Origin of the sequence: Psychrobacter sp. YP14 (assembly GCF_003209315.1) — a bacterium.
GTDB classification, from domain to species: domain Bacteria; phylum Pseudomonadota; class Gammaproteobacteria; order Pseudomonadales; family Moraxellaceae; genus Psychrobacter; species Psychrobacter raelei.
Genome location: NZ_CP029789.1, coordinates 2,552,414 through 2,574,129, shown reverse-complemented (window position 1 = coordinate 2,574,129; position 21,716 = coordinate 2,552,414). Strand labels below are relative to the sequence as shown.

Sequence of the window (21,716 nt, the reverse complement as noted above, 5' to 3'; positions counted from 1 at the left end):
TTTGCATGGCCTTTTTAGGTGTGATGGTTGGGTATGATCAAGGGCATAAGGACTATAAGCGATGATGGGTTATTTTGAGGACAAACAGCGGCGTATAAATGAGTTTGTGGCACGGGCCAATGTGGTGTTGGGCAATGACCCGCTGTGTTATACCGGTAACTTTATTAGTGGTCAGATACAGCGCCCTGATCTGTTATTCGTTAGCATTAATCCAGGCCACAGTAACCGAGAAGACTGGGGCGATATTGAGGCGCGCCGAGCCCAAGCTGTGGTTCAAGATTTTAAGGCGGTGCCTTGTAAGTATATAGCCGATGCGGCCCGAGGTAGCCGTTATGCCCAGCGTATTATTGATGTGATTTGCTTAGGTGAAAGTGATCGTTTAAATTACTGTGCTGAGACCAGCTTTGTGTCGTACTTTGCAGCGCCTAAAGAGTCCGTGTTACAAGCCCAACTGGCCGAGCTGCCAGAGGAGATGCAGAGAGAGCATCACGCATTAACTCAGCTTGATATCGACCGCATTGAGCCAAAGCACATCATTTGTATGGGCTGGCGTGCCTTTGATAGATTTTTGGCGCAGTATGGTGACGGTCAAGAAATCACCATTAAGCAATTACCGCTAATGGGTAAAATGGAATCTTACTACGCTTATACCGAGGTGGCGGGGATTCCGGTACATGGTTTGCGTCATTTATGTACTAAGCTTACGCTTGGAATGCGGGCTCAGCTTGAACAGACATTCTTACAGGTCTGGAATCAGATAGAATCCTCTCCAGATTAGTCCTGCCGATAACCGATAAAACCCCTCATTACTTAAGTAGTGAGGGGTTTTTTATTTAACCTACTAAATGGGGCTGTTTTCTGACGAATCTTGTCCTTAAGCCCTTAATGTTTAATCTTATTTGATATATGTTTTGTGCCAAACGTGAGTCAGAAGTGAGCTTATGTAAAATGAGTAAAAGCAGCTATTGTTTACTTGATAGCTAGAGATGACTGTAGATACGCAAATGAAGGGTTGATTATGAAAAACAAGTCCTTACATTAACACTAAACATTGTTTAATTTTGGTTTAGTATAATTTACTAATTATAGACCATAAGTCTTTACTATATTTTTTTTCTACAAAACAAGAGGGTTATCATGGGCATCAATAACTCACAGATAGCAGGTCAACCGCAAGCGACGGTTGGCAGTACGGACGATAATGCTAAAGTGGAAGTGAAGCCGCGACATCCTGAAAGCCGTTTACAGTCAGATTGGCTGTTTTTATATGAGAAACTGCCGTCAAATCAGTGGTATTCCTCTGACTATGCGTACAAAACTTCCGGCTGGCTCAATGTGCACACCAACATTCGTAAGCGCCAGCGCATTTTGCGTCAGCTTAGTGAAGAGTATTTGATGGGGGCGCTAAATTGGGAAAATTACCGCTCGCAGATTCTGCAGCGTATTGGTATCCATGTGCTCAAATTACATCAGCATCATAGCGTAGAAGACCATGGGTTTTTCCCAGATTTTGTCAGCTCTTATCCGCAGCTAAAAGCTGGATTTGAGATTCTAGAAAAAGATCATGTGAAGCTCAATGCGTTACTCGATGAGCTACAAGGGCTTAATGATGAGCTTGCCAAAGCCAATATAGAAGATAAGGCGCTGGCTGATCGTCTGCATCAGAATCTCATCACCGGCACCGACTTTCTATCGCAGCATTTAACCGATGAGGAAGATTTAGTTATTCCTATCTTGGGGCTGCGCTGGGGGTAGTGATCTGCACCAAACTAAGCCCATTCAATCTTAGCATAAGGTCTATCTGATAAAATCAGTTGCCACCAACAAGCCTGACGCTCAAATTGAGGGTCAGGCTTTTTACACGATACAGAGGTTTAAAACTTAAGGTTAATGGCTATGTGTACGTTATAAAAACTCAACTTTAGCACCCTCTTCAATGGTGCCATATAAGCCTAAGGCATCCCAGTTGGTGAGACGGACACAGCCAGAAGAGTTTTGACGGCTGATTTTCTCAGGATTGGGCGAGCCATGAATACCGTAGCTGCGTTTATTAATACCAATCCACACTCGGCCAACAGGGTTGTTAGGTCCGGGTGGCAAGACCGTATTTGGGTTTTTAAAGTCTTTATTATAGCTTGGATCTTTGATGCGACTCAGCACCTTATAATCCCCATCCGGAGAGGGCTTATAGACGCTGCCCATAGTGGTGGGATAGCTTGCGACCAGCTCGTCTTTGTCATTATAAGCATAGAGTAGGTTTTTGGCTTTGACGGCCACCACTCGGTGCACCTCTTGCTCATTAGGCTGATACGGGTTGTACACCACAATGGTGTTGCCTGCTTCAAGTGGCGTGTCTGGGTTGAGTCGCCAAAGTAGACCTTGGCTCATATGAAACTTCTCTGCAACCGCTTCGGTGACAGTCGTAAACTGTTGACCTTTAGGGTTTTTGATTAAAGTGACATCCTCAGGGGTGAGGGTATAGTTAACCAACACCGGTTGAGACATAAGCGCTGGGTCTTCGGTGAGCTTGGCCCAAGTTTCAGGGTCTAATTGGCCGGTGGGCTTCATGGCATGTTTTTCTTGAAATACTTTTAGTGCTTTAATCACATTCTCACCAAAGCGGCCATCGACGGCGCCCACTGAGTGATGATTGTAATTTAGCAAGGCTTGTATTTTCAGGATTAAGTTTTCATCTAAAATGGCATCTTCTGTCCACTGGGCAGCATTCACTTTCTGAGCTTTTTCAGGCAGATTATCCACGCTATAAGGCAGCTCCGCAAAGGCTTTGGCTAAGCGCAATTGAGAGGGCGTATCGCCAATGAATTGCTGACTGGTATTCGGCTGCAACTGCTTGGCAGGCTCAGCTTCTGGCTCGGTCTTAGTGGCTATTTCCAACTCAGAGTCACTGCTACTGTTTGCAGATGCCGATTCAAAAAACTCAGTCACGGCCTCTATGCCTTGGTCTAGCTGAGCGTTACTCCCGTCAGAAGAAGAGCAGCCGCTTAAGCTGAATAAGCCCAGCATGGTATAGCTGAGCAGCTTGATAGGAGACATCGCCTTGATGGGCGCATCAGTTGCCAAAGGCGTAGAGGAAATAAACCACATAGGTAGACTCTCTTTTTTTATTAAAGTTAAATCCAAGCCAATCTTGGTTATACCATGGTCACATTAGGTCGCCAATGGTTTAAGCTTATAAGAGGCCGCCTCTGAGTTGGACTCAGTGCTGCGTCTCTTGAATCCAGTTAATCTCACCTTCTATCTGTTTGCGCCGGACTTCAGTGTGCTTTTTTAAGCAGCTAGAGGTCAGTAAAGGATAGATACTGCCGCCTTTTTCGTTTCTGTTCTCGAAGTCACAAACCTTGTCTCTATAACTAATCCAAGCCAGCTGTACTTGCTTTAGTTGGTCTTTTTCTTCAGTATTAAGCAGACTTCTTAACGTTTTATAGGCGCTATTAAGCTTAGTATCCTCGTCTTTATAGTCCGCTTGAGCACACTGATTCATTGAGGCCTGATCATACTTGCCGTTACAGTACTCCTCTGAGGCCATAGCATGGGTGCTGGCCAGCAGCGTCACTAGCATTAATGGCGTAGCGGCTAATGCGCTGTGAGCGCTAAATGCCCGGTTAAATAAAGTCTGAAAAACCATGGTTGTGTCCTTAGTTAGGGGGTATGTCCTTATAAAATAGCTGCTGTCACAGGCTATTGAGTCACTTCGATTTGGGTCACATTCTGAAAACCACGCGGTAATTGACCGCCACGGTTGCCACGTTTGCTGGTGTAATTGGCCAAGTCCATCGGTTTTAGTGTCACATGGCGTTTGCCGGCGGTGATGGTTAAGCTGTCATGGCTGTTTAAAGCAATCACGGCCAATACTTCCTCGCCTGCCTTTAGGTTAATCAGCTTATTGCCTTTGCCACGCTGCTGCTCGGGCAGTTCATCGACCCCAAAGATAAGCAAATAGCCCGCTGACGTCACCACAGCGATTTGGTTTTGAGTTAACGCCTGTGCGTCATCTGGCGTCTCTGAGTCTGTTCTATCAATGGTTGCAACCGTTAACAGCTTAGCATCGGCATCAAAGTTAATGACATTTTTACCCGCTTTTTGATTGGTCTCAAGATTGCCTAGGGTATTAATAAAGCCATAGCCTTGTGAGCTGGCAAGGATAATGCGCTGATCATCAGCACCGGCCAACAGCTGCTCGAAGCTGGCACCGGCAGGCGGTTTTAACACGCTGGTGAGTGGGTCACCTTGACCTCGCGCCGAGGCTAGGGTATGCGCCTCTATACTATAGCTGCGACCGGTACTGTCCATGATATAAATCTTCTCATTGGATTTGCTGTGCACATGCGCTTGATAACTGTCACCTGAGCGGTAGCTCATGCCTTTAGCATCAACGTCGTGACCTTTGGCAGCACGAATCCAACCTGCTTTAGACAATACGGCGGTAATCGGCTCGCTTGGCACCAAGTCAGACTCTTTTAATGCGGTGGCCTCCTCACGCTCAACCACAGAGGACATGCGATCATTGCCATGCTCTTTCATATCCGCTTCAAGCTCTTCAATCATAAGCTGAGTTAAGCTCTCAGGATTATCTAATAGCTCTTGTAGCGTGGCACGCTCAGCCTCTAATGCGTCTTTTTCAGAGCGAAGTTCAATCTCCTCTAAGCGTGCTAATTGACGTAGACGAATGTCTAAAATGGCATTGGCTTGGATGTCACTGAGGTCATATTTGCCCATTAGCTCTTGTTTGGGGTCGTCTTCTTCACGAATGATGCGAATCACCTCATCGATATTAAGATAGGCGATAAGTAGACCGGCTAAAATGTGTAAGCGCTTGTCAATTTTATCCAATCTAAATTGTACCCGGCGAGTAACCACTTGGCGGCGGCTGATCAGCCACTCCTCTAGCACTTCTTTGAGGTTTTTGACCTGCGGTTTACCATTTAAGCCAATCATGTTCATATTGACCCGGTAGCTGCTCTCAAGGTCAGTACTGGCAAATAAATGGCTCATCACGCGCGCCACATCGACACGAGTAGAGCGCAGCTCAAGCACAATACGGCAAGCGTTTTCGTGGTCTGATTCGTCATGGATATCCACCACCCATGGCAGCTTCTTATCCATCATAAGCTTGGCAATTTGTTCTTGTACTTTATTGCCTGAAACTTGATACGGCAAGGCATCGATAATGACCAGATTTTTCTCTTGTTGATCGACATGATAAACCGCGCGCATCTTATAGCTACCGCGCCCTGTTTCATACATCGCCTGCAAGTCTTTTTTAGAGGTGATGATCTCAGCAGCAGTGGGCAGGTCGGGGGCAGGAATAGACTGGGTTAATTGCTTGACCGATAAATCTGGGTTTTTTAGCAGCCGAATGGCGGCACGCACCACTTCATTTAAGTTGTGCGGCGGGATATCCGTTGCCATACCCACAGCGATACCTGTGGTGCCATTTAATAAGATGTTGGGCAAGCGGGCAGGTAAGGTGACCGGCTCTTGCATCGAACCGTCGAAGTTGTCCTGCCAGTCGACTGTGCCTTGCCCCAGCTCAGCCAATAAGGTGTTGGCATAGGCTGACATTTTGGCCTCGGTATAACGCATCGCAGCAAAGGATTTTGGGTCATCTGGACTACCCCAGTTGCCTTGACCGCTGATCAGTGGATAGCGATAACTAAACGGCTGAGCCATCAATACCATGGCTTCATAACAGGCAGTGTCACCATGAGGATGGTATTTACCCAACACATCACCAACTGTACGTGCAGATTTTTTGGGTTTGGTCGTAGACTTAAGTCCAAGCTCGCTCATGGCGTAGATAATACGGCGTTGCACCGGCTTTAGACCATCAGCGATGTGTGGCAGCGCACGATCCATAATCACGTACATGGCGTAGTTAAGATAAGCTTGCTCGGTGAATTCAGCCACAGAGCGGGTATCCATCGCTTCGTTTGGAATTACAGACGCGGGAGTTGTAATATCAGACATAATAAAAGCTTCTGCCTTATTTCATATAAAAGTTTTTAAGAACAAAGGGGGTCATGGTTTCGATTATAGACATTAAACCTTTAAGTTTAAGGTTGCCTATGCGGTCAATTTTATTCACTGAGTACTTTACGATTGTTAAATTAATATTTTTAAATTAAATGTTGGTACGTAGCCTAGTAGCGTCTACAGGCGAATAACCTTGGCATAAAAAACAGATTATTAAGCCCTATAAAAAAGCTTATTTAATCATCTTTTAGGTGCTAACAGGTTAAAAAAGAGCAATCATGAATGATTAAAATTATAAAGTAAGCCTATCGTAAAGCATATTATCCCAATAAAAAAGGCACTTTAAGCACTAAACGTCAACTGATGACGTAAGCGTCTCTGTTATTATTTGTGAACAGTCAGTTCCTTATTTTGCAGCCATTAATGCACAATGTTGTTGTCATAAGCCAACTAAATAGTGTATTTTAGATTTAACAATCAGCGTTATAGTTATTTATCTGTTATTGAACAATAAATTTCGGCCTTATCTGCCTTATTTAGCACAACTTTTGGAGTTTTATAGATTATGGAAAATCAACAAAGTCATTTTCGTCGTAATGATAGACCTTGGCTAAAAACCTATGAAAAACTAGGTATGCAATACGACTTTGAAATGCCCGCCGCCAACACCTCTTTAATCGATATTCTTGAGCACAGCTTCGTTGAGCATGAAGGCCGTACCGCTTTTGTATGCATGAATCAAGAGCTGTCTTATAATGATTTAGAGCGCTATAGTCGCCAAGTCGCCGCCTATCTGCAGTCACTTGGCCTACAAAAAGGCGATAAAGTCGCCGTGATGATGCCCAACATCTTACAAATGCCGTTAACGGTACTTGGTATTATACGTGCAGGCTATATTTTAGTTAACGTAAACCCTTTATATACCGCCCATGAGCTTGAGCACCAGTTATCTGACTCTGAGACCAAGGTCTTGTTTTTGTTAGAAAACTTTGCCAAGACTTATGAAGACATTGGCAAAAAGATGGTCGATCAGGTGGTGGTGACCTCAATGGGCGACTTGATGAGCCCTGTCAAAGGCTTTATCGTTAACTCTGTAGTACGCTACGTTAAAAAAATGGTGCCAGATTATAACATTCCTGGCAGTGTAAGCTTTAAAAAAGTGCTTAAAGTAGGCGCTGCCAAAAAATACAAACGCCCAACCAATATTGGCTTAGATGATGTGGCGGTATTACAGTACACCGGTGGGACCACAGGTGTGGCCAAAGGCGCTATGCTTACCCATGGCAACTTAGTGGCCAACTTGCTACAGGCCGATACTTATATTGGTAATGCTTTTGATAAATTCATCGAAAGAAATGAGCAACCGGTTATTATGACCGCATTGCCGCTATATCATATCTTTTCATTCACCGTATGCGGCATGTATGGCTTATATAAAGGCTGCATTGGCTCATTGGTACCAAACCCCCGTGATGGCAAAAGCTTAATTAAAGCTTACAAAGACTATCCACCTGCTTTCTTCCCTGCGGTGAACACTTTATTTAACGGTTTGATTAACAGTGAGCACTTCCGTGTTCTTGACCATAGCAAGCTTGAGATGTCTATGGGCGGCGGTATGGCGGTGCTAAAAGACACGGCAGCTAAGTGGAAAGCGGGTACAGGTAACGTCATTGTGCAAGGTTACGGTCTGTCAGAAACCTCACCTGTGGCCTCAGCCAACCCACTGGGATTAGATGAGTTCCCAGGTAACATCGGTGTCCCATTTCCTGGAACGGATATGGCCATTATTGATGATGAAGGTAATGAAGTGGCTATCGGTGAGCGCGGCGAGATTTGTGTGCGTGGCCCACAGGTAATGAAAGGCTACTGGAAACGTGAAGATGCCACTGCTGAGGTTATGACTGAGGACGGTTATTTCCGTACCGGTGATATCGGGGTGATGGATGAAGACGGTTACTTTAAGATTGTTGATCGCAAAAAAGACATGATTATTGTATCAGGCTTCAACGTTTATCCTAACGAGGTTGAAGATGTGATGAGTGGCCATCCAAAAATCTTAGAGTGCGGTGTGATTGGTGTGCACAGTGATAAGAGTGGTGAAGAGCCCAAAATTTTCGTAGTACGTAGCGATGACAGTTTAACTGAGCAAGAGGTACTTGATTACGCCAAAGAAAACCTAACTGGCTATAAGCGTCCTCGCATTGTTGAGTTCGTTGATGAGTTGCCTAAATCGAACGTGGGTAAAATCTTACGTAAAGATTTGCGTGAAATGGAAGCGGCGAAAAGTAAAGCTTAATATTAACTATACACGCTGTGTCAATCTTATGCTTTAAGTTTGATTGGTTAACGAGTACAATTAAAAAGTTCACAAGGAAGGGATACGAGCATTAATCGTATCCTTTTTTTGTCTAAAAAATCAGTAAAAAATAGCCTTATTGCCCGTATGATAGGCAGTACAGGCCTAAAATACAGAGGTCGCTTGAATACCACGGTAATCCGTAAGACACAAACGTTTATTTTAGTAAAATTATTTAAACGACATCACCAAACAACGGTGTCTAAAAAGTTAATTTGCTAAAATCTTGATCATAACTTTACTCTCTAAAACCAACTAAAATTTATATAAAATTAACCAACCCTTCATATTACAGGTAATGCCATGACAGCAGCTTCAAATTCTACCCAGAACACTCAGCTAAGTGATCTTCACGGAACCTATCCTACTTATCCTGATATCCCCAGTGACCGTCCTTGGTTTGAATCTTATGAGCGCTATGGCATTACTTCACAAATCGAACGCCCCGCTGATGACACCTCTTTATTAGAAGTATTTGAACGTAACTTCGCCCGTTTTGGTAATCGCGATGCTTATATCTGTATGGGTGGCTCGATCACGTATCGTGAGCTGGATACCAAAAGCCGTCAGATAGCCGCTTATCTGCAGTCACTGGGCCTAAAAGTGGGCGATAAAGTGGCAGCAATGATGCCCAACGTATTGCAGTATCCTGTGGTAGCTTTAGGCGTATTGCGTGCAGGTATGATCTTGGTCAATGTGAACCCACTGTATACCAGTCATGAGCTTGAACATCAAATCAATGACAGTGGTGCTAAAGCGATTTTTATCGTAGAAAACTTTGCCAAGACCTTTGAAGATGTAACAGACAAAGGCAGTGTAGAGCATGTGGTGATCTGTAGTATGGGTGACATGTTGGGGCTGGTAAAAGGCTTTGTGGTCAACACGGTCGTTCGCCATATCAAAAAAATGGTACCCAGTTATTCATTGCCCGGTAGTGTGTCTTATAAGCACGCCTTAGAGTCGGTTTCCGCTCATGAATATCAGCGTCCTATGTTAGACTTAAGTCATGTGGCTTTGCTGCAATATACGGGTGGCACCACAGGGGTAGCCAAAGGCGCTATGCTAACGCACGGTAATTTAATTGCCAATATGCTACAGATCAATGCGGTAATGGACGCCGCTTTTGGCGACTCAAATGGCACTGAAGTTATCCTCACAGCGCTGCCTTTATATCACGTGTTCTCTTTTATGGTGTGCGGTATGTATACCATGTATAAAGGCTATACCGGCCTACTTATTCCAAATCCACGCGACTTAGATGGCCTGATTAAAGAGATTGATAAGTATAAGCCGGCCTTTATCCCCTCTGTCAATACTTTATTCAATGGCTTGGTGCATCATGAGAAGTTCAAAGATTTGGATTTTTCAAACCTAAAAGCCTCCATTGGCGGTGGCATGTCTGTTCTACCCAGCGTCGCAAAAGCTTGGCATGAAGCCACTGGTCTGCCTATCGTAGAAGGTTATGGCTTGTCTGAGACCTCACCTGTGGTCAGCTTTAACCCTATGAACATCTCTGAATTCACCGCCAAAATTGGGGTGCCTGCCCCCGATACCGATATTATCTTAATCGATGATAACGGTCAGGTCATGCCGATTGGTGAGCGCGGTGAGATTTGTGTGAAGGGCCCACAAGTGATGGTTGGCTATCAAAATCGTCCTGAAGAAACCAAAGAGGCTTTCACCGAAAATGGCTACTTCAAAACAGGCGATATCGGTATCTTAGATGAAAAAGGCTTTATCAAAATCGTTGATCGTAAAAAAGACATGATTTTGGTGTCAGGTTTTAACGTATATCCTAATGAGATTGAGGAGGCCATGGCGCAGCATCCTGCTGTATTGGAAGTAGGTGCCATTGGTATTCCTAATGATGAGCGTGGTGAGGATCCCAAAATCTTCGTGGTCAAGAAAAAAGGTGCCAGTGTCACCGAAAAAGAGCTGCTAGACTTCGGTAGAAAGCAGTTAACTGGTTATAAGCGCCCGCGTCATGTGCAGTTTGTGGATGAGCTACCAAAGTCAAACGTGGGCAAAATCCTGCGTAAAGAGCTGCGTAAGATCGAAGGCTTAGAATAATCAGATTGGCAGGTTGTTTACATATGCTGCTTATAAATAGCCAGATAACTGCTAAAATAAGCACTTATGACGGACAGCTCTGCCGTCCGATAACTCTTGCTTAAGACCCTGCATTGGCCTTGCTATTGCAGGGTCATAAAATTACGATGAAGGCGAAATTGAAGGTTTTTTTCGATTGTGGCCTGATTTTTATACCCAATTTTTACTATGAATGATAAATAAAGGATACCCCGTAGCAATGCGTATAGATAACCGCGAGCTTGACCAACTGCGCACAGTGACTTTTGAGCGTAATTACACCAAACATGCTGAAGGCTCTGTACTGGTCTGCTTTGGTGACACCAAAGTTTTGTGCACCGCCAGTGTGGAGGCCGGTGTGCCACGTTGGTTAAAAGGAAAGGGCCAAGGCTGGGTCACCGCAGAATACGGCATGCTACCTCGAGCCACCAATACCCGCAACCAACGTGAAGCGGCGCGTGGTAAGCAATCTGGCCGCACCCAAGAGATTCAACGTCTTATTGGACGTAGCCTACGAGCTATGGTGGATTTAACCAAGCTTGGCGAGAATACCATCTATCTAGATTGTGATGTGCTGCAAGCCGACGGTGGCACCCGTACCGCTAGTATTACTGGGGCAGCCATCGCCCTTATTGATGCGCTAGAGGTGCTGCAGCAAAAGAAAAAACTCAAAGCCGATCCGCTAATTGGCTTAGTGGCAGCGGTCTCTGTCGGTGTCAAAAACGGTGAGGTATTACTGGATTTGAACTATGAAGAAGACTCCCGCTGTGATACTGACTTGAATGTGGTAATGACCCAAAAGGGTGAATTTATCGAAATCCAAGGCACAGCTGAAGAGAAGCCATTTACCCGTGCAGAAGCCGACAAAATGCTGGCCATGGCCGAAAAAGGCATTGCTGACTTGGTAAAACTACAACAAACTGCGCTGGGCTGGTAAGCCTGTTATAAACTGCTAACTTTTATGGGTTAATTATGCTACAAGTGACTGAAAATGGCGCTAATATTACGCTATCGGGTAAAGCCCAAGGCGGTACAGATGGGCTGTTTTGGTTTGGGGTGGCATTATTAATCGGCGCTGTGGGTGTGGCCATGGCAATGAGCTTGCTGCCTGAGCGCTTGGCCATTGGAGCCCTAGCCGTTTTGATTGTGGGAAGCTTTTTGTTTAATAAGATGCGTCATAAGCAAAAAATCGATAATAGCCACATTTGCTCTGGTATCTTAAAGGTGTATTCAGGCGGCTTCGTACACAATCTGCTGGGTAAGACCCAACAAGTGACGGTGCAACCCGACAATAGTATTAGTGTTACAGGTACTCAGCTGATCATCTGTGATGATAAAGGCAGTGTGCGTTATCAGATTTCAGGCTTCGACAGTCAAAAAGAGGCTGAAGTGATGCAGGCCATATTGCAAGGCCAAAGCCTTGGTAAGCGCAATGCCAATATTAAGATGCAATCTTCTTGAGTTTAGGGCGTTAACTGGTTTATATTTTAAGCGGTATGTTAAGGCAGTGACATGGCTGCCTTATTTGAAATTAGCTTATTTGTTAAGGAGGGTCACATGGATGTGTCCACTTTGAACATGAATAACCGTTGCGCCTTTAAGACTTTATCCCATCAGCGTTATCATCTTAAGTCCAAGCCTTGGGTGCGCTCAGCTTTGTGGCTGGCACTGCTGGCAAGCCCTATGCTACATGCCGATGACTTGGCAGATTTAATCCGCACAAAAAACCAAAGCTATGCGCAAGCCCCTGCCGTACAAGCCCCATTAAGCACCGCCTATTTAAATACCACGCATCCAAGCTTCTATCAAAATTACGCCGCAGCGCCTAATATTGATAGCGATTATATAGAAACCCTGTACCGCGCTGAACAAGTGGCGGCACCTGCCAGCAAGCAAGTATTGCAAGTGGCACGACAGATGGCGCTTGATAATAAGGAGATTATTAAAGGCTCGTGCTGGGACTATCTAAATGCGGCCTTTAATCGAGCCGGCGTGGCACGTGAAACGGTGTTTAAGGGAGCGTATCAGGTTGGCCCCTTTATCGATACCAATCAGATTCAGCCGGGCGATTGGCTGTATTATATCAATCACAGCTATAATGATGTCGAGCACAGCGGCTTATTTGTAGGCTGGCTCAACCGTGCTAACAATCAAGCACTGATATTAAGTTATGCCGGAGAGCGGCGCAATGAGCCGGCCCGCTATAAAGTGTATGATGTGTCGCATACTTATAATGTGATTCGTCCTAGCTTATGACACTTAAGCTAAGCGCTCACCGAGTCGTATATTACGCCAAAAAAAATAAACCCAGAGGGTGAGACTCTGGGTTTATTTTTTATCTTAATATTTTAAAAGGGTTTGACGATAACCAGCACCACCACAGCGATCAACACAAACACAGGGATTTCGTTAAACCAGCGCCAGAACACATGGGTTTTGTACTGAGGATTGTCGATAAGCTTTTTTCGGTAAGCCCCGCACATGCCATGATAGCCTGACAACAGCACCACCAGTAGTAGCTTCACATGTAGCCAACCTTGGGCTTTATACACCTCCCACCCCAAGCTAAGCATCCATAGACCAAATACCCAGGTGGCTATCATAGATGGGGTCATGATACCGCGATATAGCTTACGCTCCATAATTGCAAAGCGCTCTTGACTCACCTTATCTTCACTCATCGCATGGTATACAAACAGCCGTGGCAAATAGAAAATAGCCGCAAACCAGCAGACCATAGAGATGACGTGCGCCGCTTTTATCCAATTAAAATACTCAGGCATAATCACATTACTCAGTTAAGGGTTGATACCCCTATTATAGCTGACTTTGATGACCACTTAGCGCATCAATCACAGTAAGCTTCGGCTTAGGTGCTTCAGGGATAAGTCCAAGCATCTGCATCATTCTATCATCATTAGATTGACTGGCATTGCCGGTGGTGAGCAGTTTATCGCCATAAAAAAACGAGTTAGCCCCTGCCATGAAGGCTAGAGCCTGCTCAGCATCAGACAGACTCTCACGTCCTGCCGATAGCCGTACATAACTGCTGGGACAACAAATACGAGTCACCGCGATGGTGCGAATCCACTCTAGCACCGGCAGCTGGCCTTCACTAAGCACCTTATCGCCAAGAGGCGTGCCTTGAATGGGCACCAATAAGTTGACTGGAATAGACTCTGGGGGTAGCGGCATACTGGCCAGCTCAAGCACCCAATCAATACGGTCTTCACGGCTCTCACCCATGCCCACAATACTGCCACTACAGACATTGATACCTGACTTGCGTACGTGGTCGATGGTTTGCAAGCGCTCATCATAGCTGCGTGTACTCACCACCTCATCATAATAGCGCCGAGAGGTATCTAGGTTATGGTTGTAATAATCAAGTCCAGCTTCAGCCAGTTGCTCTGACTGCTCAGCGGTGAGCATACCTAACGTCATGCAAGTCTCAAGTCCTAAAGCCTTAACCTCTTTAATCAGCTCAGCAACATAAGGCATATCTTTGGCACTCGGATGCTTCCATGCTGCACCCATGCAAAAGCGTGAAGAGCCCGAAGCCTTAGCTCGCTTAGCGGCGGCGATGACTTTATCAATCTCAAGACGTTTTTCGGCCTGTAGCCCCGTAGTATCTCGGTGGTGGCCAGATTGAGAGCAATAGCCACAGTCCTCAGGACAGTTGCCGGTCTTAATCGACAACAGGGTACTGATTTGTACGGCATTGGCAGTGAAGTGCTGACGGTGCACACTTTGAGCTTTTAGCAGCAGATCCATAAACGGCATATCAAAAAGATTGGCGATATATTCGCGGCTAATAGCAGCCGTAGAGGGGGCATGGTCATGTAGGCTCAGGCTTTGAGCCGGCTCATTTTTTAAGCAAACGCTGGTGCCTGGTTCTTTTAAGGTGGCCAAAAAGCTCATAAAACATTCCTTTGTTAACTGGGGTAGGGTCAAATATAAAAAATTAGCCTAATTGTAACATTTTATTAGCAAGATAAAAAAATACAAAACGCTTAACCGTTTAAGCGTCGATAGCACCCATAAAAAACGCCCAAGCTTATGACAAGAAGCTTGGGCGGTTTAAGATAGAAGGGGTTATTGACGGCAGTAACTATCTAAAAACTAAAAAGTTATCTATTTAGAAGGCATTTTAGAGTCTAGCCATCTAAGCTTTAGACCCCTTTAGTTATTTAGACAGTTTATGTTTTGCCATACCGATAAGCTGTGAGGCAACACCTTGCGCTTTTTCGGCCAAAGGACGCGCCTTTTCTAATAAAGGTTTTACCTCTGCAGGAATCTCTGGCACGATGTGTTTGGCCAATTGGTTAAACCACATAAGTAGGCTGTAATCACCTTCCATAACCAATTCTTTGTCTTGAATGGCGGTCATAAATGCTGCCACATTGCCACCTGTTAATAGTTTTACGCCAGTCATTGAGTCTTTAAAATCAATACGTAAGCTTGGGTTATTGGCGCTACCTGAATACTGGTTAAAACTGCCATTATCAAAAACATAATAGCGAGCCACGCCGTCCGCTTTACTGCCAAGCTCAATGCTTACTTTGCGGTCATTTAGGATTTTAGCAATGTTAGGATCATCACTTTTGGCCAGCATAGCCAGACGATAGCCAACAGCGGCCAGTAGGGCATCTAAAGGGTTGGCTTTGATATTTAGGATAGGAAGAGTAAACATAATAAGGTCCAAAATTTTCCAGTGAGTGAAAGCTAACAACACATTAAGGATTGGGCAAGCCATTAAGCAATAGATAAGCTAAGCTGTAAGTTGATCAAATAATCGCTCGATCAAACACTCAATCAAATGATAAGTTAAGCGAATAACATACAGGCATTTTAGAACATATCCTTGTGATTTAGTATTGCCAATTGTGAGCTTTTTTGCAAAGCTAAGTAACACCTTATAGCGACTGTGCCCCGTGCTCTACGCTGACAGCCGCTACAATAACTAAGCCCCATCAAACGGTGGGGCTTAAATAGATAAGGTTATGATTACTAAATATTTGATTAATAAGTTTTAATTACGAAAACGTGGTTTGTAGTTATTATAAATAGGTGTGTGTTCAATATATTTGTCTTGAGCGATACCAGATTTAGCAAGGGTGGCCACAGGACGACCACGGCGGTCTAATGTCTCTACCCCAGTTTTTTGCGCCATAGTAACGCTTTGTTTTTTGTAACGATAAGCAAGGAAGCTTGCCATCAAAACAATGCTGAGAATAAAAGCGCTTAAGTAACCATAACCACTGCTCATAGATGTGACAGTCACCACGATAGATTGCAGCACTTCAATGACCAGCCAGTAGCCCATGCCTGCGGCCATATAGCCCATTAAGTAGCGGCGGCCTGATAATAAAGTAGCTAATACGCCTATAGTCAAAAGCATATAGCCTAAAGAAGACCAGGATAAAGTGCCATAAAGCCCAGGTTGACTGGTTGCCATAATGGTAAGAGTTGCCATGTTTATTTGCCTCATGAACGGTCAACAGATACAACACGAAAGCGGTGTGTTGTGAGTCGAATGTTGCGATTGGTTGATAGTTATTATGCCCATGTTTTATTAAAATACAAAGAATATCTATAGAACTTACGACAATGACTGTCGTTTAATTTTGCTAAAAATTTGACAGCATCGCTAAGCCTAGAGCATATCTAAGGTGCATAAAATCGGCTAAAAAAATATTTTTTGTAAAAACTTGGTGCCCAAAAGTGCCGCTGTGGATTTTTGACAGAAACAAAGCGGTAACCTTATTTTGATAAAAAAAGCAAATAAAAAAACCAGACGCTAGCGCCACAATAAAGTAGCTAGGGTCCGGTTTTTTTAAGGTATAAACTTTTGGTGTATGTTGCCGGTTATTTATCACACATGACGATAACCATAACTATAATCATGACTATAATCATGACTATAATATAGACTTATAACAAGTCTTGAGCGGCGTAACCGAGCACGTAGAGCACACCCTCAAGTCCAGTGGCATTGATGGCCGCATCGGCGCGGGCGCGTACGATGGGCTTGGCATGATACGCCACCCCTAAGTCGGCAATGGCCATCATAGGTAAGTCATTGGCACCATCACCGACACAGATAACCTGAGATAAAGGCAACTGCATGCGCTTGGCGACCTGCTCTACGATCAGCGCTTTGCGCTCGCCATTGACGATGGGCAGCTGTACATTGCCAGTCACTGCACCATCTTCGATATCCAGCTCATTGGCATACACCTCATCGATACCCAGCTCTTGGGCAATACGCTGCGCAAAATAAGTAAAGCCACCGGAGACAAGCACCGTGTAATAGCCCAAGGATTTTAAGGTGGCAAGCAAAGTGCGGGCACCAGCAGATAAGGTAAGCTGCTGCTGAATGTCATCTAAAGCATGGGTCGATAAGCCCTCAAGTAGCGCTACACGCTCAGTAAATGAGGTGTCAAAATCAATCTCACCGCGCATGGCCGATTCAGTAATTTCGCTGACTTGATCACCAATATTGGCGTGTTTGGCCAGCTCAACAATGACCTCTTGCTCAATTAAGGTTGAGTCCATATCAAATACGGCCACTCGGTGCGGGCGTAGCATCTTGGCTAGTGACACAATATGACAGTCAATGGCCGCATCTCCGCCTAAGTCACTGGTGATGGGTAAGGTATTGATAAACTGACGCAGATGGGCGGTGATACCCTCATCAAGTAGACGGGCTGCAGCAGATTTTTTGCCGGGCTGCATGATGGTAGTGTCACTCGGCATTAAGATATAGCGGTAAGTGAGTACTGAGGTTAAGCGGTCACTGCCTGAGTGGTCTTGTAGCTCATCGGTACTGCGCACCACTCTAATAATTTGCCACAAAGGGTTTTGCTGCGCCCACTCAGCGATGTGGGCTTCAAAGTCGCTTTTTTTATCCAACTCACTGCCGTCTGATGAGCGTAAGGCCTGCTTTTGTACCACCACAGATAATGCAAAAACTGGCAAGTCCTCCAGCTGCTCGATAAGGCTGAGTGAGATTTTGCCTTGGTCATTGGCGCCTTGTTCAAAATCTACGTCATCAAAACGCAAATTGCTTGGCAGCAAGTCGTTAGCTTTTTGTAAGGCAGTTATCCATGCTTTTAGATGGGCGGTCATGCCTGAGCCGAAGCGGGCAAAGTTAGCCGTGGCATTTAGGGGGGTCGCGGCTGCCTCTGAAGTTGCTGAATTTGGGTTATTTTGATGATTAGTTGTAGTATTTTTTGTCATGGCGAGCTAAGCCCCTTGTAAGCGTAAGCAAGATTAGGAATAATAGAGCGTGCTCAAAAATGGGGCACCCCCTACCTATTAACAAAAGTTTAGCATAACATGACCTATTTAGCGCCACGGCAAGGCTTGTTTGCCATAATTATTCTCATCAGCTTCTTGATTCATACCACATTGATGCTTATTAGCACCGACCAACAGCTTGATGAGCTGAAAATGCAAACAGGACAACGAATGCTGGTGCAACTTATTGACGAAGTTAAACTGCCTTTACTGAGTAAAGACAAGGTTAGCTTGAGTGTCTTAACTGGTCGATACACCAGTGAAAATAACGTTGCCAGCTTAACAGTAAAAGACATCGATGATGAGGTAATATTACAAACCGGTCAGGCCCAACTTCTAGAGGGTGAGACCATCAGTCGCAAAGTGATTATGAGCGACACTGTCATTGGTAAAGTGGAAATGACGCTGCGTGATACCAGTTATGGGGAGATTATTGCGTCACAGTGGATCTTTATCTTAGGATCACTCATTACCCATCTGCTGATTTGGTTATTGTATGGCTATATCGCACGTCCTACGCGCGAGCAGTTGGCTGCGCTCAGTCGCGACGTACAAGACTATCTAATCACCCAAAAATCTCAGAGCGGGCGCAGCAGTCGCAGTCAAAGCGCAGCTTTAGGTGATGAAGCGCCAAAAGATGGATTAAGCATTCATCAGGCGCTAAATAACTACATTCAGTCTAAGCAAGAAGATGGTGCTGAGGGCAGTGTCGCGGATAATGCAAATAATTTGTCACAAGCGGATAATTCATCAGCTTCAGGACAAGACATTTTAGCCAAAATAGATGATAATGCAGCAGCCGATGCTGAGGGTGACAGTTTGCAGGCGGGCATGCCAAGCAAAATAGAGAACAGTGCTGACAATAAAAAGGCCTTGGTGGCCAATAGAGCTTTTGAAGTGGCCAGTGTTCAAATTCGCTTTTATGACCCCAATAAGCTATTAACGACCTTAGCTTATGAAAAGTCAGAGCCTTATTTTGCCCTATGTACCCAGCTGCTGCACCGCACCATTGATGAGATGCTAAAGCAGCCTATTTTGTTTGGTATTGAGCTGCACAATAAGCCGGTATTTAATGAACATGGCGCAGTGGTAGAGTTTGTAGGCAGTACCAGTCATAGCCGTCCTGCTTTAGCAGCGATGATGTTGGCCAAAGCTTACGTCATGCTGAATCAAGTCACTTATATTAAGCATCGTGAACTACAGCGCTTTGCATCTGAGGTGATGGTTGGGGTGAGTGATGAGGCGACCGCAGATAAGCTTGAGCAGCTACTGTACAATAAAGCCAAAGCCAGTGATATTTTTGCGTTATTACCGGTCGAAGGTATCAAGCAGCTACGCGGTTATATCCAATTAGATAACCTAAAAAACCCAACCACAGTATATGAGCGAGACTGCGCGTCACTGCAAGGAGTGAGCGATTCTATGATGCAGCGCTTGATCGAAGTGCGTAATGCAGTATTGCTCTCTGCGCTAAATTAAATGTGCTATTACCTATTAACTAAATAGCCTAACTTAATTAAACTAGCGTTTTTACAATAACCGGCATAGGTTAATTAATAACAGGCTAATATGAGCCTGATAACTGTCTGCGAATTGGGACGGCTGAGTGTTAATTAACTGATATCCGACCAATCAAACCCAATCGGTCAAATCAGACCATTAAGATAAGAGGATAAAGACATGAGTGATAATGATCTTGATGATTTCGATGATGATAATTTCGAAGATGACGATGATGCCAAAAAGGTAGATGAGGCCGAAGCCGAAGCTGCGCGATTAACCAGCCTAGAAAAACGCCGTCTTATCGATAATATGCTAGAAGAAAAGCGTCTAGAACGTGAACTAAAAGATGGCTTCGATGACGATTTCGATGACTTCGATGATGATTTAGATGACGATGATTTCGACGACGACTTGGATGATGAGTAATGGCTGCGGTTAGCCTGTGCTAGCCGCATTTGTTACCCCCTGCAAGGTAATTACTTAGGTCGACATGTTAACTCAGTCGCTTCAAGTAAATCACTTCATGCAAGTCATAGTGTCGCAGGTAGATTGTTATTGCTGTCTCAATAGCGGCTCATTCAAAAGCGATTACCCCTCATCCTCACCACCGTTTCTAGTTAGCATCTCTCAATGATTTCTTTTAGTCTATGCTAAGTGATGGCTTAGCGGACTCATCAGTGCTTGCTGCTGTTTATATGAGGATATATGGCTTGATAAGCAGCGGCAGCCAATACTGAGCTTAGTCTAGATAGCATATCAAGCTGTTTAGCGGTAAGATTACCTAAAACATAGCCCAAATACTAATATAGCAAATGCCAAGTTACCCCAAATTTATCACCCAACTGACCACCCAATTTGTCACCCAATAAAGAGACCCCTATGACCTTAGATGAGCTACAAGACTTCTTAGATTCTGATGCCAACAAACATGGCCTTGATAGCGTGGCTACCCACGGATTTTTGACCGCTACCATCGTCGGTAAGCCATTACCAAACTGGTTGTCGCTCTTATTTGAAGGCCAAGATGCCCAAGTTGATGCTGCAGTGAAAGCGGCAGTAAAAGAGTGGCGTGCTGAGCTTCTAGAAGATTTACAAAGCGAAGAGGGTATTGCCTTACCGCTTGATATCGATGAAGACTCTGGTGAGATGGATTTTTCACCCGACTCAGAGCTTACCGCTTGGTCCATCGGCTTCGTTGATGCTATGTATGGCGATGAGAATGTGGACTGGTTTAGCGATGAAGACAGCTCTGAAGATGTGGCCATGCTGACTTTACCGATGATGGTATTTAGTGGTATAGATACTGTGGACGGTGAAGAGGATGAGGATTTGGCCGCTATCCGCCGCGATGACGATGCTTTGGCCCAAATGGCTAATAGTATTGAAGGCAATCTAAGCGAGCTGTTTTTGTTATTTAACACTGACGAGTAAGTGATGAGCGTGCTACTGTCCAATCTTGAACACCTGCCAGGCTACACCATCACTGAGCGATTAGATGTGGTGTATGGCAGTACCGTGCGCTCAAAGCATGTGGGTAAGGATATCTTTGCCAGCCTAAAAAATATCGTGGGTGGCGAATTGACCGCTTATACCGAGCTATTAGAAGAGTCGCGGCAAGAGGCGATAGATCGCATGTTGGCGAAGGCCGAGGCGCTAGGGGCTGATGCGGTGGTGGGACTGCGTTTTTCGACCTCAAGTATTGCTCAAGGTGCCTCTGAGCTTTTTGTCTATGGCACTGCTGTTAGAGCGGTTGCCAATCCGGTGCCAGCGAGTGTTGCTGAACCAAGCAGTGCACCTCAAAGCGCGCCGCCTGCTGAGCCTATAGCCGTACCACCACTACCGCCTATAGACCATACGCCGTATGACTAGAGCGCTTAAGTTGAGTCAATCAGGCTGTCTTACTCAAGACCTAAGCTAGGGGGCGGCGCTCATGGATACTGTTTTTGACTTTTTTATCGATAATATAGTTTTTATTGGGCTGTTTTTTATTGGATGGGTGTTTGGTCGTTATAACGAAAATGATCATCTTAAGCGTCTAGATAGCACCGAAAAAGAGCTGGGGCACATCATTGTCTCAACTGAACGTTTTTATCAGCCGATCATTGCCGATGCCACTCAGCCAGTGTTGGTGATGGGCAGTGTGGTGATTGCTCAAGATTACTTTAAGATGATAGTCGCTCGGGTGCTTAATGTGTTTGGTAAAAACCTCACCACCTATGAGACGCTACTTGATAGGGCTCGGCGTGAGGCGGTAATTCGCATGAAGCTTGAGGCGCAGTTTTTGGGCTACAATCAAGTCTATGGTCTGCGCTTGGAGGTCACCAGTATCAATATTAGCGGAAGTATGGTGGAAGCCATTGCTTATGGCACGGCGGTTTATACTGTGGGCAATCCAAAAATCCCGCCGCCATTACCCTTATAGCTGTTTTATCGTCTAGCTGTAGCGATCCCCTCATTTTAGGGAGGGCAGGAA

At 45.0% G+C, this 21,716-nt stretch carries 20 protein-coding genes; 12 read left to right on the top strand and 8 right to left on the bottom strand.

All coding sequences use genetic code 11. The features are described 5' to 3' along the window. The first annotated feature begins 61 nt into the window (after positions 1-61). Positions 62-778 carry a hypothetical protein gene (locus DLE54_RS10555; protein ID WP_110817115.1) on the top strand — a complete coding sequence of 239 codons (717 nt, stop codon included), beginning with the start codon at positions 62-64 and terminating at the stop codon, positions 776-778. 359 nt (positions 779-1,137) lie between these two features. Further along, positions 1,138-1,755, top strand: coding sequence for a hemerythrin domain-containing protein (locus DLE54_RS10550; protein ID WP_110817114.1), 618 nt, complete (start codon positions 1,138-1,140; stop codon positions 1,753-1,755). A gap of 150 nt (positions 1,756-1,905) precedes the next feature. Here the strand turns inward: DLE54_RS10550 and DLE54_RS10545 are convergent, their stop codons facing one another. From DLE54_RS10545 to parC, 3 genes are all read right to left on the bottom strand, one after another. After that, positions 1,906-3,105, bottom strand: a complete 1,200-nt coding sequence (locus DLE54_RS10545; RefSeq protein WP_110817113.1) for a L,D-transpeptidase family protein — start codon at positions 3,103-3,105, stop codon at positions 1,906-1,908. A gap of 112 nt (positions 3,106-3,217) precedes the next feature. Beyond that, positions 3,218-3,646, bottom strand: a complete 429-nt coding sequence (locus DLE54_RS10540; protein WP_110817112.1) for a lysozyme inhibitor LprI family protein — start codon at positions 3,644-3,646, stop codon at positions 3,218-3,220. A gap of 53 nt (positions 3,647-3,699) precedes the next feature. Then, entirely contained in the window at positions 3,700-5,988 is a 2,289-nt protein-coding gene (parC, locus tag DLE54_RS10535; RefSeq protein WP_110817111.1) for a DNA topoisomerase IV subunit A, read from the bottom strand. Positions 5,989-6,559: 571 nt separating this feature from the next. On the opposite strand from parC, the gene DLE54_RS10530 reads away from it, so the two are divergent. The 5 genes from DLE54_RS10530 (at position 6,560) to DLE54_RS10510 (ending at position 12,694) form a co-directional block, all read left to right on the top strand. Then, positions 6,560-8,290 carry an AMP-binding protein gene (locus DLE54_RS10530; protein WP_110817110.1) on the top strand — a complete coding sequence of 577 codons (1,731 nt, stop codon included), beginning with the start codon at positions 6,560-6,562 and terminating at the stop codon, positions 8,288-8,290. Between the two features lie 363 nt (positions 8,291-8,653). Further along, on the top strand, positions 8,654-10,420 hold the full coding sequence (locus DLE54_RS10525; RefSeq protein ID WP_227535258.1) for an AMP-binding protein: 1,767 nt from the start codon (positions 8,654-8,656) through the stop codon (positions 10,418-10,420). A gap of 238 nt (positions 10,421-10,658) precedes the next feature. Beyond that, on the top strand, positions 10,659-11,375 hold the full coding sequence (gene rph / locus DLE54_RS10520) for a ribonuclease PH (protein ID WP_110817109.1): 717 nt from the start codon (positions 10,659-10,661) through the stop codon (positions 11,373-11,375). A gap of 35 nt (positions 11,376-11,410) precedes the next feature. Continuing rightward, positions 11,411-11,899, top strand: a complete 489-nt coding sequence (locus DLE54_RS10515) for a hypothetical protein (protein ID WP_110817108.1) — start codon at positions 11,411-11,413, stop codon at positions 11,897-11,899. 96 nt (positions 11,900-11,995) lie between these two features. Beyond that, complete coding sequence (locus DLE54_RS10510; RefSeq protein ID WP_227535256.1) at positions 11,996-12,694, top strand: hypothetical protein; 699 nt, start codon at positions 11,996-11,998, stop codon at positions 12,692-12,694. A 92-nt stretch (positions 12,695-12,786) separates the two neighbouring features. Here DLE54_RS10510 and hemJ read toward each other — a convergent pair whose 3' ends face one another. From hemJ to serB, 5 genes are all read right to left on the bottom strand, one after another. Continuing rightward, entirely contained in the window at positions 12,787-13,221 is a 435-nt protein-coding gene (hemJ, locus tag DLE54_RS10505; RefSeq protein ID WP_110817106.1) for a protoporphyrinogen oxidase HemJ, read from the bottom strand. Positions 13,222-13,255: 34 nt separating this feature from the next. Next, complete coding sequence (gene bioB, locus DLE54_RS10500) at positions 13,256-14,359, bottom strand: biotin synthase BioB (protein WP_227535254.1); 1,104 nt, start codon at positions 14,357-14,359, stop codon at positions 13,256-13,258. Positions 14,360-14,624: 265 nt separating this feature from the next. After that, complete coding sequence (locus DLE54_RS10495; protein WP_041773365.1) at positions 14,625-15,131, bottom strand: hypothetical protein; 507 nt, start codon at positions 15,129-15,131, stop codon at positions 14,625-14,627. 339 nt (positions 15,132-15,470) lie between these two features. Beyond that, positions 15,471-15,914, bottom strand: a complete 444-nt coding sequence (gene aciT / locus DLE54_RS10490) for an AciT family ciprofloxacin tolerance protein (protein ID WP_011961397.1) — start codon at positions 15,912-15,914, stop codon at positions 15,471-15,473. Between the two features lie 458 nt (positions 15,915-16,372). Further along, entirely contained in the window at positions 16,373-17,680 is a 1,308-nt protein-coding gene (serB, locus tag DLE54_RS10480; RefSeq protein WP_110817103.1) for a phosphoserine phosphatase SerB, read from the bottom strand. A gap of 99 nt (positions 17,681-17,779) precedes the next feature. Here serB and DLE54_RS10475 point away from each other — a divergent pair, with 99 nt between their 5' ends. The 5 genes from DLE54_RS10475 to DLE54_RS10455 all read left to right on the top strand — a co-directional run bounded on the left by DLE54_RS10475 (position 17,780) and on the right by DLE54_RS10455 (position 21,665). Next, a complete protein-coding gene (locus DLE54_RS10475) occupies positions 17,780-19,219 on the top strand; it encodes a hypothetical protein (protein ID WP_011961395.1) in 1,440 nt (479 codons plus the stop codon). 201 nt (positions 19,220-19,420) lie between these two features. Next, positions 19,421-19,669 (top strand): PA3496 family putative envelope integrity protein, encoded by a 249-nt coding sequence (locus tag DLE54_RS10470; RefSeq protein ID WP_011961394.1) that lies wholly within the window; start codon positions 19,421-19,423, stop codon positions 19,667-19,669. 453 nt (positions 19,670-20,122) lie between these two features. After that, positions 20,123-20,674 (top strand): YecA family protein, encoded by a 552-nt coding sequence (locus DLE54_RS10465; RefSeq protein ID WP_011961393.1) that lies wholly within the window; start codon positions 20,123-20,125, stop codon positions 20,672-20,674. 3 nt (positions 20,675-20,677) lie between these two features. Then, on the top strand, positions 20,678-21,112 hold the full coding sequence (locus DLE54_RS10460; RefSeq protein WP_110817102.1) for a YbjQ family protein: 435 nt from the start codon (positions 20,678-20,680) through the stop codon (positions 21,110-21,112). A 61-nt stretch (positions 21,113-21,173) separates the two neighbouring features. Next, positions 21,174-21,665 (top strand): YbjQ family protein, encoded by a 492-nt coding sequence (locus tag DLE54_RS10455; RefSeq protein WP_011961391.1) that lies wholly within the window; start codon positions 21,174-21,176, stop codon positions 21,663-21,665. Positions 21,666-21,716: the final 51 nt, after the last annotated feature.